This window comes from Delftia sp. WSY_10 (assembly GCF_043104705.1).
Lineage (GTDB): Bacteria > Pseudomonadota > Gammaproteobacteria > Burkholderiales > Burkholderiaceae_C > Comamonas > Comamonas tsuruhatensis.
Window position 1 is genome coordinate 405,432 of the sequence record NZ_JBICKY010000057.1, and the last position, 13,003, is coordinate 418,434.

Below are 13,003 nucleotides of genomic sequence, written 5' to 3' on the forward strand. Positions count from 1 at the left end.
TCAGGGCGCTGCGGCTTTTTCATTCAGGCCACTGTCGGGATTCAGGCTTGCCGGAGATGCCAGCCAGGCTTGTGCGCCAGGCAGATGCCCTGCCCCGCCACGGCCTGCAGCTGCGCGGGCGTGACGCGCTCAGGCGCGATCTCGGCCAGCGGCACGAGCACGAAGGCGCGCTCGTGCATGCGCGGGTGCGGCACGCTCAGGCGCGGCAGCGCGATGCGCTCGTCGCCCCACAGCTCGATGTCCAGGTCCAGCGTGCGCGGCGCATTGCGGTAGGGGCGCTCGCGCCCGGCCGCCAGTTCGATGGCCTGCAGCGCATCGAGCAGCGCCAGCGGCTGCAGCGTGGTGCGCACGGCGGCCACGGCGTTCAGATAGTCGGGACCGCTGGAATCGATGGGCGCCGTGCTGTAGAGCGAGGAGACGGCCAGCAGGCGCGTGCCCGTCAGGCCGCCGATGGCCTTCAAGGCCTGTCCCAGGGCCTGGCCGCAGTCACCGAGGTTGGCGCCCAGGCCGATGGCGACCCAGTGGCCTGGCTCAGTCATCGCCGCCCATGCCGCCATCGCCCCCGCCCTGGGGCTTGCGGCGGCGCCGCCGCCGCTTCTTGGGCGCTGCAGCCTCCTCGCTGCCAGCCTGTGCCGGTGCGGGATCCTCAGGCTGCACGCCTTCCGCCAGGTTCACGCCATCGCGCGGCTGGCGGACCTTGGGCACGCGGTGCACCTTGGGTTCGGCGCTGCGCTGGCGGGCGCGCTGCTCGTCGCGCGCCTGGGCGATCAGGTCGTCGCGGCGCGCGTCGTCGGCATTCTGGAACTCCTGCCACCAGCTGGCCAGGCTTTCCTCGACCTCGCCGATATCGGCGCGCAGCCGCATGAAATCGAAGCCCGCGCGAAAGCGCGGCTGGGCCACCAGGCTGAACGGCGTGGCGCCCGTGCGCTTGTCGAAGCGCGGCTGCATGACCCAGATCTCGCGCATGTCGGCGGCCAGCTTGCCGCGTCCCGAGACATCGCCGATGCGCTGGTCGAACACTTCGTCGATGGATTCCTGCAGCGCGGGGAACGGGTGCTGGCGCTGGTTCAGGCGGCGCTCCCAGCCGGTCTTCACGTCATGCCACAGCACGCAGGCCAGCAGGAAGCTGGGCGCCACGGGCTTGCCTTCCTCGACACGGCGATCGGTATCGGTCAGCGCGGCCTGCACGAAGGGCTGCTCGGCACGCTCGACCACCACATCCAGCAGCGAGTAGATGCCGCGCGCCAGGCCCAGGCCGCGCAATTGCTCCACCGAAGCCAGCGCATGGCCGGTCTGCAGCAGCTTGAGCATTTCATCGAACAGGCGGCTTTGCGGCACATCGGCCAGCAGCGGCTCGCACTCCACCAGGGGCTTGGCCGTCTTGGGCTCGAGCTTGAAGCCCTTGCCCGCCAGCTTGGCGGCGAAGCGCACGGCGCGGATGATGCGCACCGGATCTTCACGGTAGCGCGTGGCCGGGTCGCCAATCATGCGCAGCATGCGCTTCTTGGCGTCGTCAATGCCCTTGTGATAGTCCACCACGATCTGCGTGCGCGGATCGTAGTACATGGCGTTGATCGTGAAGTCGCGGCGCGTGGCATCCTGGTCCTGCGGACCCCAGACGTTGTCGCGCAGCACGCGGCCGCTGGCGTCCACCGCATGGTGCATGCCGGCGAGCTGGGCCTTGCTGGTGCGCTCGTTGCCGCTCACGGCCTCGGCCGCGCTGTTGTCCAGGAAGGCGCGGAAGGTGGAGACTTCGATGACCTCGTTCTCGCGCCCGCGGCCATAGACCACGTGCACGATGCGAAAGCGCTTGCCGATGATGAAGGCGCGGCGGAACAGGCCCTTGACCTGCTCGGGCGTGGCATTGGTGGCCACGTCGAAGTCCTTGGGGCGCAGGCCCAGCAGCAGGTCGCGCACGGCGCCGCCCACGATGTAGGCCTCGTAGCCCGCATCCTGCAGCGTCTCGACCACGTCGAGGGCACGCCGGTCCACCAGGTTGGGATCGATGCCGTGCACCTGCACGGGCACCTCCTGGCGCTTGCCGAAGGGCGACTTGCGCGCCCGTGGGGCGGCCGAGGCCTTGCCCAGCAGCTTGTCGATGATGTTCTTGATCATGGTGCTTCGCCAAACAGGTCCAGAATGCGCCAGCCACGTTCCTGGGCCAGGGCGCGCAGCCGAGTGTCGGGGTTGGTGGCCACAGGGTGGTCCACGCGCTCGAGCAGGGGAACGTCGTTCCAGGAGTCGCTGTAGAAGGAGGTCTCCACGCCGCTCCACTGCAGGCCGCGCGCATCCAGCCACTGCTGCATGCGCTGCACCTTGCCGCCGCGCATGCTGGGCGTGCCACGGATCTCGCCCGTGAACCAGCCCTGCGCGTCGCGCTCCAGTTCCACCGCGATCAATTCCTGCACGCCGAGGGCGGCGGCGATGGGGCGCGTCACGAACTCGTTGGTGGCCGTGACGATGATGATCTGGTCGCCCGCCTGCTGGTGCGTGCGCAGCAGCTCCAGTGCCTGGGGACGGATGGCGGGGGTGATCACCTCGCGCATGAAGCGCTCGTGCGCCTCGGCGGCCTGCTGCGCGCCACGGGCGCAGAAGGCCTCGGTGGCAAAGCGCACATAGTCGTGCACGTCGAGCGTGCCCGCCTGGTAGTGCGCGAAGAACTCGGCATTGCGGCGGCCGAACTCGACCGGATCGGTCCAGCCGATGCGCGTCGTGAACTCGCCCCACTCATAGTCCGAATCGAGCGGCAGCAGCGTGTGGTCCAGGTCGAACAACGCCAGCCGGGGCCGGAGTTGCTTCTGATCAGAGGTCATGCATATCCTAAAAAAATGGGTCCCGCGCTGCCCTTGCAACGCAGGCTCCGCCGGCTCCCGCAGTCCCTGCCCACAAGAAAATGCGGGCTCATTCGGTTTCCAGCATCGTCTTGAGCAACGGAATGGTGATGGCGCGCTTGTTGCGCAGCGCAAAGCCGTCGAGCATGTCGAGCAGCTGCATCAGGCTGCCCAGGTCACGCGAGAAGCGCTTGAGCATGTAGTCCATCACATCGTCGCCCAGAAAAACGCCACGGGCATCGGCCTCCTGGCGCAGCACCGCGCGGCGCGCGGTTTCGTCGAGCAGCTGCAGCTGGAACACATGGCCCCAGCCCAGCCGCGTGCGCAGATCCTCGCGCAGCTTGAGGTCTGCCGGCGGCAGCGGGCCGGCCCCCAGCACCCAGCGCGGCGAGCCCGTGGCCGGGCTCGTCGCATTCACAAACCAGTTGAAGGCCCGCGCCTGCTGCAGCGGAGTGTAGATGTCCACATCGTCCATCAGCACCGCCGCCCAGCGCTCGTCGAAGGGCGGCGGGAACAGGGTGGAGGCATCCATCCAGCCCACCATGGCACCCTGCTCGCGCAGGGCCTCGCGCACGGCCTTGAGCAGATGGGTCTTGCCCGAGCCCGATTCGCCCCAAAGATAAGTGGGCACTGGCGTGCGGGCCGTCTGCATGCGGCCATCGCCCACCCAATGGCGCAAATGATCGATCACCGCGGCATTGGGGCCGACGAAAAAGCGCGACAGCGTCGGGCTCGACGCCATGCTGATATCCAGAGCCAGCTGCTTCATCTGCGACATACGCGCAGCGCCCCCTTTCCTGTGTCCAGGCGGGTCCATGCGGCAAAAGCAGGCAAAGGAATCGGCAACGGCATTGGGTTGATGGCAAAGACAGGCCCGCCCTGCCGCAGCGCTGCGGCAAGGCGGGCGACGCCGGGGCGTTCCCGGGCGCAACAGGGATTTTAGTCTGCGCGGCGCACGGCACGGCGGCAGCCGGCCCGCTTGTGCAACGAAAGCCCCCTCGAAGCCCACTGGCGCGCGCGCCTGCCGGCGGCCGGCGCCGTAGAATCCCGGGGTTCCAGCCCGGCCTCGGGCCTACCGCACCGTACCCATCCATGAGCTCTTCTGCCCCCTCCTCTACCCCGATCTCCTACAAAGACGCCGGCGTCGACATCGTCGCTGGCGACGCGCTGGTCGAGCGCATCAAGCCGCTGGCCAAGAAGACCATGCGCGAAGGCGTGATGGCCGGCATCGGAGGCTTCGGCGCACTGTTCGAGGTGCCCAAGCGCTACAAGGAGCCCGTGCTGGTCTCGGGCACCGACGGCGTGGGCACCAAGCTCAAGCTGGCCTTCGAGTGGAACATGCACGACACCGTCGGCATCGACCTGGTGGCCATGAGCGTCAACGACGTGCTGGTCCAGGGCGCCGAGCCCCTGTTCTTCCTCGACTACTTCGCCTGCGGCAAGCTGGACGTGGACACGGCCGCTGCCGTGGTCGGCGGCATTGCGCGCGGCTGCGAGCTGTCGGGCTGCGCACTGATCGGCGGTGAAACCGCCGAAATGCCCGGCATGTACCCGGCCGGCGAATACGATCTGGCCGGCTTTGCCGTCGGCGCCGTCGAAAAGTCCAAGATCCTCACGGGCCAGAGCGTTGCTGCTGGCGACGTGGTGCTGGGACTGGCCTCGGCCGGCGTGCACTCCAACGGTTTCTCCCTGGTGCGCAAGTGCATCGAGCGCGCCGAAAGCCAGGGCAGCCTGCCCGAAACGCTGGACGGCAAGCCGTTCAAGCAGGCCATCATGGAACCCACGCGCCTGTACGTGAAGAACGTGCTGGCGGCGCTGGAGCAGCACCCCATCAAGGCGCTGGCCCACATCACGGGCGGCGGCCTGCTGGAGAACATCCCCCGCGTGCTGCCCGAAGGCCTGGCCGCCCACCTGGATGCCGGCAGCTGGCCCCAGACCGAGCTGTTCGCCTGGCTGCAGAAGACGGCCGGCATCGATGCCGTGGAAATGAACCGCACCTTCAACAACGGCATCGGCATGGTCGTTGTCGTGCCCGCCGAGGCTGCCGAAGCCACGGCCGCCACGCTCGCGAAGCTGGGCGAGACGGTCCACACCATCGGACGCATCGCCGCACGCGGCGAGGGCGAGCCTGTCGAGGTCCGCTGACCACGGGCCCGCAGCGCATGACCCAGCACCTGCCCTCGCCCATCATCTCCCCGCAGCCCGCGCCCACGCGCGGCGTGACGCTGTCCAGCTATGTGCTGATGGCCGGCGCCCTGCTGCTGATCATGTGGCAGGGGCTGCTGCCGGGCATGCTGTGCGTCTGCGTGGGCTTTCTGGTCACGCGCGCGCTTGCCGGGCTGCTGTCACGCGCCCAGCCCAAGTCCCGGCGCGGCTCGCTGCCGCGCTGGACGCAACTGGTGGCAGCCACCATCGTCATTCTTGCGCCGCTGGCCCTGCTCAGCGGCGCGCTGTCGCACACGCGCACCTACATCACCGACGCGCCACAGCAGTACCGCGAGCTGCTCGACTATCTGGCGCACACGGTGCTGGAGCTGCGTGACAAGCTGCCGGCCGACATGGCCGACCAGCTGCCGGACGGCGCACAGGAAATCCAGCACCTGCTGGCCAGCTACCTGGCCGCCAAGGCCGGCGCCCTGGCCCATGCGGGCCGCGCCTGGCTCACCGGCCTGCTCTATGCCTACGTGGGCCTGATCATCGGCGCCCTGGCCGCCGTGCGGCCCATGGTCACGCGCCGCCCGCCCCTGGTGGCAGCGCTGCGCGAGCGCATCCGGCTCATGGGACTGGCCTTCCGCCAGATCGTGGCGGCCCAGTTCTGGATTGCGGCCTTCAACACCTTCCTGACGGCCATCTTCCTTCTGGGCGTGCTGCCGCACTGGAACCTGACCCTGCCCTACACGCCAGCCCTGATCACGCTGACCTTCATTGCAGGCCTGGTACCCATCGTGGGCAACCTGCTGTGCAATGCGGTGATCACCATCGTGGGCCTGTCGGTGTCCCCTGTGGCCGCCGCCGCCTGCCTGGGCTTTCTGATCCTGATCCACAAGGCCGAGTACGTGATCAACGCCAAGGTCGTGGGCCAGCGCACGCACATGGGCGTATGGGAGCTGCTGGCGGTGATGTTCGTGGCCGAATCGGTGTTCGGCCCTGCAGGCCTGGTGGCCGCTCCGCTGTTCTACGCCTATCTCAAGAAAGAGCTGGAAGCCGTCCGGCTGGTCTGATCAGCCCACGCGCGGGCGGCTACAGCCCTCTCAGCCGCCGGATCACCTCGCGCACGGCCACGGCCTGCGCGCCCTGCTGGGACTGCAGGAAGCGCTCCAGGTCTTCAAGCGCACGCTCGGTCACCCCCCATTGCGCATAGGCCAGCCCCCGGTCCCGCAGGATCTCGGGCATGTCGGGCCGCAGCACGGCCAGCCGGTTGAGCACGGCCACCAGCAGCGGCCAGTCGCGCCGGGCATGGTGGATTTCCTGCAGGTTGCGCAGCATGCGCTCCAGAACGTCGCGCGGCGAGGCGCCCTGCAGGTACATGCCCAGCGGAGCGGCCTCTTCGGCCGACAGGCCCGCGCTCTGCCAGAAGGGCTCCAGCCGCTCGGCCAGGCTGTTGGCCGAAAAGGACTCGCCACTCAACGGGTCCATCACCACCTGCCCCTGGGGCAGGCGCATCTTGACCAGGAAATGGCCGGGAAAGCTCACGCCCTGCGCCGGCAGATCGATGGCCGCAGCCAGCTCCAGCCAGATCAGCGCCACACTGATGGGAATGCCGCGCCGCGTCTGCAGCACATGGTGGATGTAGCTGTTGGCGGGGTCGTAGTAGTCGTTGAGATTGCCGCCAAAGCCCAGCTCGCCGTAGAAGAACTGGTTGAGTCCGCGCAGGCACTGCAGCGGATCGGTTTCGCCGGCCAGGCGCTGGACCAGGCGCACCTGCAGCCGGTCCAGTTCGGCGCTGGCCGCCTGCAGGTCGAGATCGGGCACGGCATCCTGGGCGATGCTGATTGCCGCCTCCATCAGCGGCAGGTGTTCATCGCTTTGCACCAGCGCTGCAAAGTATTGCAGGGCCGTTGGCGTGTCGTCGTAGCTCCAGCTCATGATGCCTTGTGAATTTGCAGCGCCCAGGCCTGCAATTATGCGGGTTCGGGCTAGCGCCGCAGCAGTGCCCGCAGCTTGAGCCCGGCTGCCCACAGCGCGCCAAAGTACAGCAGGGCCGAGGCCGCCATCAGGCCGGCAAGCAGGCCCACGCGCTGCCATCCGTTGGCACGCAGCGCAATCCAGTCGAAATGCTGGCTTCCCCAGGTCAGCAGCACGGCCAGCAGACTGCTGGCCGCAATCACCTGCAAGGCCAGCCGCCCCCAGCCGGGCTTGGGACGGTAGACGCCCCGGCGCAGCAGCCCCCACAGCAGCCAGCCCGCATTGACCAGGGCCGCCAGGCCGATGGACAGCGCCAGACCCGTATGCGCCATGAAGGGCACCAGCACCAGGTTGAGCAGCTGGGTGATGATCAGCACCACGATGGCGATCTTGACGGGCGTGCGGATGTCCTGGCTTGCGTAGTAGCCGGGCGCCAGCACCTTGATGGCCACCAGGCCCACCAGGCCGGCGCCGTAGCCCACCAGCGCCAGCGCGATCTGGCCCACATCGCTGTCCTGCAGCGCGCCACGGTGGAACAGCGTGGCCACGAGCGGCTCGGCGAAAGTGAGCAGCCCCACCGCGCAGGGCACGGAAAACAGCACCACCAGGCGCAGCCCCCAGTCCAGCATGGCCGAGTAGCGCTCCGAGTCGTCGGCCGCCTTGGCCGCAGCCAGCTGGGGCGTGAGCACCACGCCCAGCGCCACGCCCAGCAGCGCCGTCGGAAATTCCATGAGCCGGTCGGCATAGAACAGCCAGGTCACGCTGCCCGGCTGCAGATAGGAGGCGATCTGGGTGTTGATCATCAGCGAGACCTGGGCCACGCCCACGCCCAGCAGCGCCGGCGCCATCAGCCTGAGGATGCGGCGCACGCCGGCCTCTTGCCAGGCCTGGCGCAAGGCGGCTGGAGAAAACCCGATGCGGGGCAGCAGGCCCAGGCCTGCCAGCGCCGGCAGCTGTACCGCCAGCTGCAGCACGCCGCCCAGCATCACACCACCGGCCATGGCATAGATGGGCTCTATGCCGCGCGCCTGCAGCCAGGGTGCACCCCAGAAGGCGGCGGCAATCATGGCCAGGTTCAGCAGCACGGGCGTGGCGGCCGAGACGGCAAAGCGCCGCCAGGTATTGAGCACGCCGGACGACAGCGCCACCAGCGACATGAAGCCGATGTAGGGGAACATCCAGCGCGTCATCAGCACGGCTGCGTCATAGCCTTCGGGCGACTGGCGCAGGCCGCTGGCCAGCAGCCAGACCAGCAGCGGCGCGCCGACCACGCCCAGCACGCAGGTCACGAGCAGCACCCAGAACAGCAGCGTGGCCACATGGGAGATCAGCCTGCGCGTGGCCTCCTCCCCCTCCTTGGCCTTGCTGGCGGCCAGCACCGGCACAAAGGCCTGGCTGAAGGCGCCTTCGGCGAACAGCCGCCGGAAGAGATTGGGAATCCTGAACGCGACATTGAACGCATCGGTCAGCGCATTGGCTCCGAACATGGAGGCCATGAGCAGATCGCGCACCAGCCCGGTGATACGGGAGGCCAGCGTCAGCAGGGAAACGGTGGAGGCGGCTTTGAACAGTGACACCGTGGGGAGTGTATGCGCTGGCACGGCCACCGCAGTTGCGTGCCAGGGCGGGCCGGACGGCTCTTGCACTCCGTTGCAACAGGCCCGATTGCGCGGCCTGGGGCCCACAGGCCCTGGAGGGACTGCATGCTATAATCTCGCGCTTCGCCGACAACATCCTCAGACACTAGGAATACATATCATGGCATCCAAGCCCGTAAAGAAGAACCCCCGCCTGGCATCCGGCCGCAAGCGCGCCCGCCAGGACGTCAAGCTCAACGCAGCCAACACTTCGCTGCGTTCCAAGTACCGCACCGCCGTCAAGAAGGTCGAGAAGGCCGTTCTGACTGGCGACAAGGCCAAGGCAACCGAACTGTTTGCCGCAGCCCAATCCGTTCTGGACACGATCGCCGACAAGGGCATCTTCCACAAGAACAAGGCCGCTCGCGACAAGAGCCGCCTGTCCGCCAAGGTCAAGGCCCTGGCAGCCCCCGCCGCCTAATCCACTTAGGCAACCGCACGGATGGTCCCGGCCATCTGCCGTTTGTAACGGGTGCGCTGTCAGCGAACGAGAAAACCGCCTTCGGGCGGTTTTTTTGTGCCTGGACAAAAGCGCCGCCATCGGCAATCGCACCGAAGGAAAAGCCCGGCTCCAGCAAAGCGCAGCCGAAAAAAAACGCACCCCAGGCGCGCTTCACATCGGGCGGGAACCGGCCCCGCAAAAAAAGAAACCGGCCTCAGCGGGCCGGCTCGTCCGGTATCAGGCAGGCTTCGGCAACCTGCAGGTTGTTGTCCTTGGCGAAATTCAGGCAGAAATCCCAGGCCATGGGCTCGTAGTCGCGCAGGTCGCGATGCACGACCACGCACTTGACGCCGTTGAGCGTTGTGGGAACACACCAGGGCGAGTAGCTCAGGTGGCTGCCGCGCTGGGCACCACCGGGGCGGAACTGGCTCATGACGCCTGCCAGCCGCTCGGCCCAGTCGCTGGGCCGGAAAGTCTTGCCTTCGTGGGTGATGCCCTGGATGAACAGTTCTTTGCTGGAGGGAGAGACCATCAGGATGCGCACCAAAATACGACTTGTGCAACAAGGAGCAAAACAGGCGGCTTGCCAAGGGGCCCAGCACCTTGCCACTTCCTGTTTGCGCAAGTCCTTCAAAAAAGTCAGAGCCCGCAGACAGGATCGCTGCCGGCAGGCCAAGCAGGCATTTTATCTCTTATATAAGAGCTGGACCGTTGTGCAGCGCACTAACCAAGTGTGGCGTAGGTTCATTGCATGGCTGTGATGCGCAAACCGCAACGGTAGGCCATTGCGCGGCCCCTAGAATCGGGCTTCGCTGTTTTTCAGGCATCTGCGGCGGCAACGCCCGGATGCCGTTTACTTTCCAGCTCAGGAGATTTTTGCAATGACCGCTTTCATCGAGGCTGCCTCGCCCCACGTGATGAACACCTATGGCCGCGTACCGATCGCTCTGGAGCGAGGCCAGGGCTGCCGCGTGTGGGACGTCAACGGCAAGCAGTACCTCGATGCGCTGGGCGGCATTGCAGTGAACACGCTGGGCCACAACCACCCCAAGCTGGTGCCTGCGCTGCAGGACCAGGTGGCCAAGCTCATCCACACCTCCAACTACTACCATGTGCCCGGCCAGGAAACGCTGGCCAAGCTGCTGACCGAGCGCGCGAAGATGACCAATGTCTTCTTCTGCAGCACGGGCCTGGAGGCCAACGAGGCCGCCATCAAGATCGCGCGCAAGTACGGCGTGGACAAGGGCATCGCCAAGCCGGTGATCGTGGTCTACGAGCATGCCTTCCACGGCCGCTCCATCGCCACCATGACGGCCACGGGCAACCCCAAGGTGCGCGACGGCTTCGGCCCGCTGCTCGACGGCTTCCTGCGCGTGCCGGTCAATGACTTCGAGGCGCTGCAGCAGGCCACGGCCGGCAACCCCGACGTGGTTGCCGTGATGATGGAGCCCATCCAGGGCGAAGGCGGCCTGCACCCCATGCGCATCGAGTACATGCAGCAGGTGCGCGCCCTGTGCGATGCCAATGGCTGGCTGATGATGTTCGACGAAGTCCAGGCAGGCATGGGCCGCACGGGCAAGTGGTTCGCCCACCAGTGGGCCGGCATCGTCCCCGACGTGATGACCCTGGCCAAGGGCCTGGGCTCGGGCGTGCCCATCGGCGCCGTCGTCGCCCACGGCAAGGCGGCCACCGTGCTGCAGCCGGGCAACCACGGCTCCACCTTCGGCGGCAATCCGCTGGCCATGCGTGCGGGCATCGAAACCATCCGCATCATGGAAGAAGACGGCCTGCTGGCCCATGCCACCAAGGTGGGAGACCGCCTGAAGTCCACGCTGCAAAAGGAGCTGGCCGAGGTCACGGGCGTGGTCGATGTGCGCGGCCAGGGCCTGATCATCGGCATCGAGCTGAACAAGCCCTGCGGCGCCCTGCTGGGCCGTGGCGCCGAAGCCGGCCTGCTGTTCAGCGTGACCGCCGACACCGTGGTGCGCCTGGTGCCGCCGCTGATCATGACCGAGGCCGAGGCCGACGAAGTGGTCGCCAAGCTCAAGCCCCTGATCGTGCAATTCCTGTCCGAATGAGGACCTGCCTATGACTGCCATCAAGCACTATCTGCAGTTTTCCGACTTCACGGCCGACGAGTACGCCTATGTGCTCGAGCGCGCGGCCCTGATCAAGAAGAAGTTCAAGAACTACGAAAAGCACCACACGCTCAGCGACCGCACGCTGGCCATGATCTTCGAGAAGGCCAGCACGCGCACCCGCGTGAGCTTCGAGGCCGGCATGTACCAGCTCGGCGGCTCGGTGGTCCACCTGACCACGGGCGACAGCCAACTGGGCCGCGCCGAGCCCATCGAGGACAGCGCGCGCGTCATCAGCCGCATGACCGACCTGGTGATGATCCGCACCTACGGCCAGGACAAGATCGTGCGCTTTGCCGAGTACTCGCGCGTGCCCGTCATCAACGGCCTGACCAACGAGTTCCACCCCTGCCAGATCCTGGCCGACATCTTCACCTTCATCGAGCACCGCGGTTCGATCCAGGGCAAGACCGTCGCCTGGGTCGGCGACGGCAACAACATGGCCAACACCTGGCTGCAGGCTGCCGACCTGCTGGGCTTCACCGTCCACGTCAGCACGCCGGGCGGCTACGAAGTGGACGAGAAGCTGGCCTTTGGCGGCAAGGCGCCGCGCGAGGGCTGCTACAAGGTCTTCAAGGACCCGCTGGATGCCTGCAAGGGCGCCGACCTGGTGACCACCGACGTGTGGACCAGCATGGGCTACGAGGCCGAGAACGAGGCCCGCAAGAAGGCCTTCGCCGACTGGTGCGTAGATGCCGAGATGATGGCCGCCGCGCGTGCCGACGCCCTGTTCATGCACTGCCTGCCCGCCCACCGTGGCGAGGAAGTGCAGGCCGAGGTCATCGACGGGCCGCAGTCCGTGGTCTGGGATGAGGCAGAGAACCGGATGCATGTGCAAAAGGCACTGATGGAGTACCTGCTGCTGGGCCGCCAGCCGGGCTGATCACGCCCACTCCTTTGGCCCAGGCGCATTCCCTCACACCCATGCACCTGAGCCACGAACACTCCAGACACCGCCTGCAGGCCAAGCGCCCCCAGGCGGTGTTTCCGTTGGGCGGCTGCGCATTGCGCCATCCGCACATTGCACGCCATACGCGCGTGCCCTCGTTCTTCGGGCCGCGCCGGCATTTCGCGGCCCGGGTGCGTGCGCTGTTCGTGCGCATCCACACCTTCTATCTGAAGTTCCTCCAGGGCCATACCTAGGGCCGCACCCCCTCTTCCCAGCCTTATGCGCCGCCCCGGGCACCGGGCGCGGCAAGCCTGTGCGTGCCCTGCTGTCTCCCGAAGAAGAACTTCCATGTCCGAAGCCCTGCATCCCTGCCTGAACTGCGGCGTCTGCTGCGAACACTTCCGTGTCGAATTTTCCGTCTACGAGCTGCGCTCCATGGGCGGCACCGTTCCCGATGAACTGGCCCATGAGGTCCACGGCAACCGCTGGCGCATGAACGGCACCGAGCGCCGCCCCGTGCGCTGCAAGGCCCTCACGGGCCGCTGCGGCGAACAGGTGGCATGCAGCATCTACGAGCAGCGCTCATCGACCTGCCGGGAATTCGAGATGGGCACGGACCGCTGCAACGCTGCGCGCCTGGCGCATGGCCTGCCTGCGCTGGATGACGGCGCCCGCATCTGGCTGGCCGCTGCCTGAGCGTGCAACCGGCCGGCGGCCCGGCGACCGGCCTGGCGACCGATCTGGCGCTATGGCTGGCGCCTGTCCGGTGCGCAGCTGTCTCCGCCGCAGGCGCTGCAGCCGCCGCAGCCGCCCCCGTCCTTGGGCGCCAGCGACGGATGCAGCTGACCGGCCTTCAGCCGCCAACGCGCCGGCAGGTAGCGCCAGACCAGGGACACGGCCGCCACCATCACGATCACGCCCACGATGATGTTTTGCCACAT

At 67.3% G+C, this 13,003-nt stretch carries 15 protein-coding genes; 7 read left to right on the forward strand and 8 right to left on the reverse strand.

The window, feature by feature from the left end; all coding sequences use genetic code 11:
* Positions 1–41: 41 nt before the first annotated feature.
* The 4 genes from folK to hda all read right to left on the reverse strand — a co-directional run bounded on the left by folK (position 42) and on the right by hda (position 3,600).
* Positions 42–557, reverse strand: coding sequence for a 2-amino-4-hydroxy-6-hydroxymethyldihydropteridine diphosphokinase (gene folK, locus ACF8ML_RS27720; RefSeq protein WP_016452586.1), 516 nt, complete (start codon positions 555–557; stop codon positions 42–44).
* Entirely contained in the window at positions 532–2,115 is a 1,584-nt protein-coding gene (pcnB, locus tag ACF8ML_RS27725; protein ID WP_016448976.1) for a polynucleotide adenylyltransferase PcnB, read from the reverse strand. The genes folK and pcnB overlap by 26 nt, the downstream gene beginning before the upstream one ends.
* Positions 2,112–2,813, reverse strand: a complete 702-nt coding sequence (locus tag ACF8ML_RS27730; protein ID WP_047325866.1) for an HAD family phosphatase — start codon at positions 2,811–2,813, stop codon at positions 2,112–2,114. Before ACF8ML_RS27730 ends, pcnB begins: the two co-directional genes overlap by 4 nt.
* 88 nt (positions 2,814–2,901) lie before the next feature.
* Positions 2,902–3,600, reverse strand: coding sequence for a DnaA regulatory inactivator Hda (gene hda / locus ACF8ML_RS27735; protein WP_026062235.1), 699 nt, complete (start codon positions 3,598–3,600; stop codon positions 2,902–2,904).
* A 323-nt stretch (positions 3,601–3,923) separates the two neighbouring features.
* Here hda and purM point away from each other — a divergent pair, with 323 nt between their 5' ends.
* Positions 3,924–4,976, forward strand: coding sequence for a phosphoribosylformylglycinamidine cyclo-ligase (purM, locus tag ACF8ML_RS27740; protein ID WP_016452588.1), 1,053 nt, complete (start codon positions 3,924–3,926; stop codon positions 4,974–4,976).
* Between the two features lie 17 nt (positions 4,977–4,993).
* Positions 4,994–6,052 (forward strand): AI-2E family transporter, encoded by a 1,059-nt coding sequence (locus ACF8ML_RS27745; RefSeq protein WP_016448979.1) that lies wholly within the window; start codon positions 4,994–4,996, stop codon positions 6,050–6,052.
* A gap of 19 nt (positions 6,053–6,071) precedes the next feature.
* On the opposite strand, the gene ACF8ML_RS27750 is transcribed toward ACF8ML_RS27745, so the two are convergent.
* Together ACF8ML_RS27750 and murJ are read right to left on the reverse strand one after the other, a co-directional pair.
* Complete coding sequence (locus tag ACF8ML_RS27750; RefSeq protein ID WP_016448980.1) at positions 6,072–6,917, reverse strand: SirB1 family protein; 846 nt, start codon at positions 6,915–6,917, stop codon at positions 6,072–6,074.
* Positions 6,918–6,967: 50 nt separating this feature from the next.
* A complete protein-coding gene (gene murJ / locus ACF8ML_RS27755) occupies positions 6,968–8,533 on the reverse strand; it encodes a murein biosynthesis integral membrane protein MurJ (RefSeq protein ID WP_016452589.1) in 1,566 nt (521 codons plus the stop codon).
* Between the two features lie 181 nt (positions 8,534–8,714).
* Here murJ and rpsT point away from each other — a divergent pair, with 181 nt between their 5' ends.
* Positions 8,715–9,014 (forward strand): 30S ribosomal protein S20, encoded by a 300-nt coding sequence (gene rpsT, locus ACF8ML_RS27760; protein ID WP_016448982.1) that lies wholly within the window; start codon positions 8,715–8,717, stop codon positions 9,012–9,014.
* Positions 9,015–9,249: 235 nt separating this feature from the next.
* On the opposite strand, the gene ACF8ML_RS27765 is transcribed toward rpsT, so the two are convergent.
* Positions 9,250–9,567, reverse strand: coding sequence for a DUF3579 domain-containing protein (locus ACF8ML_RS27765; protein WP_012204103.1), 318 nt, complete (start codon positions 9,565–9,567; stop codon positions 9,250–9,252).
* 349 nt (positions 9,568–9,916) lie between these two features.
* Here ACF8ML_RS27765 and ACF8ML_RS27770 point away from each other — a divergent pair, with 349 nt between their 5' ends.
* The 4 genes from ACF8ML_RS27770 (at position 9,917) to ACF8ML_RS27785 (ending at position 12,758) form a co-directional block, all read left to right on the forward strand.
* On the forward strand, positions 9,917–11,113 hold the full coding sequence (locus ACF8ML_RS27770; protein ID WP_392408536.1) for an aspartate aminotransferase family protein: 1,197 nt from the start codon (positions 9,917–9,919) through the stop codon (positions 11,111–11,113).
* A 10-nt stretch (positions 11,114–11,123) separates the two neighbouring features.
* Positions 11,124–12,056 carry an ornithine carbamoyltransferase gene (argF, locus tag ACF8ML_RS27775; RefSeq protein WP_016448984.1) on the forward strand — a complete coding sequence of 311 codons (933 nt, stop codon included), beginning with the start codon at positions 11,124–11,126 and terminating at the stop codon, positions 12,054–12,056.
* A 41-nt stretch (positions 12,057–12,097) separates the two neighbouring features.
* Positions 12,098–12,316 carry a hypothetical protein gene (locus tag ACF8ML_RS27780; RefSeq protein ID WP_016448985.1) on the forward strand — a complete coding sequence of 73 codons (219 nt, stop codon included), beginning with the start codon at positions 12,098–12,100 and terminating at the stop codon, positions 12,314–12,316.
* A 94-nt stretch (positions 12,317–12,410) separates the two neighbouring features.
* Positions 12,411–12,758, forward strand: a complete 348-nt coding sequence (locus ACF8ML_RS27785; RefSeq protein ID WP_047217800.1) for a YkgJ family cysteine cluster protein — start codon at positions 12,411–12,413, stop codon at positions 12,756–12,758.
* A gap of 50 nt (positions 12,759–12,808) precedes the next feature.
* On the opposite strand, the gene ACF8ML_RS27790 is transcribed toward ACF8ML_RS27785, so the two are convergent.
* Entirely contained in the window at positions 12,809–13,003 is a 195-nt protein-coding gene (locus ACF8ML_RS27790) for a hypothetical protein (protein ID WP_047474007.1), read from the reverse strand.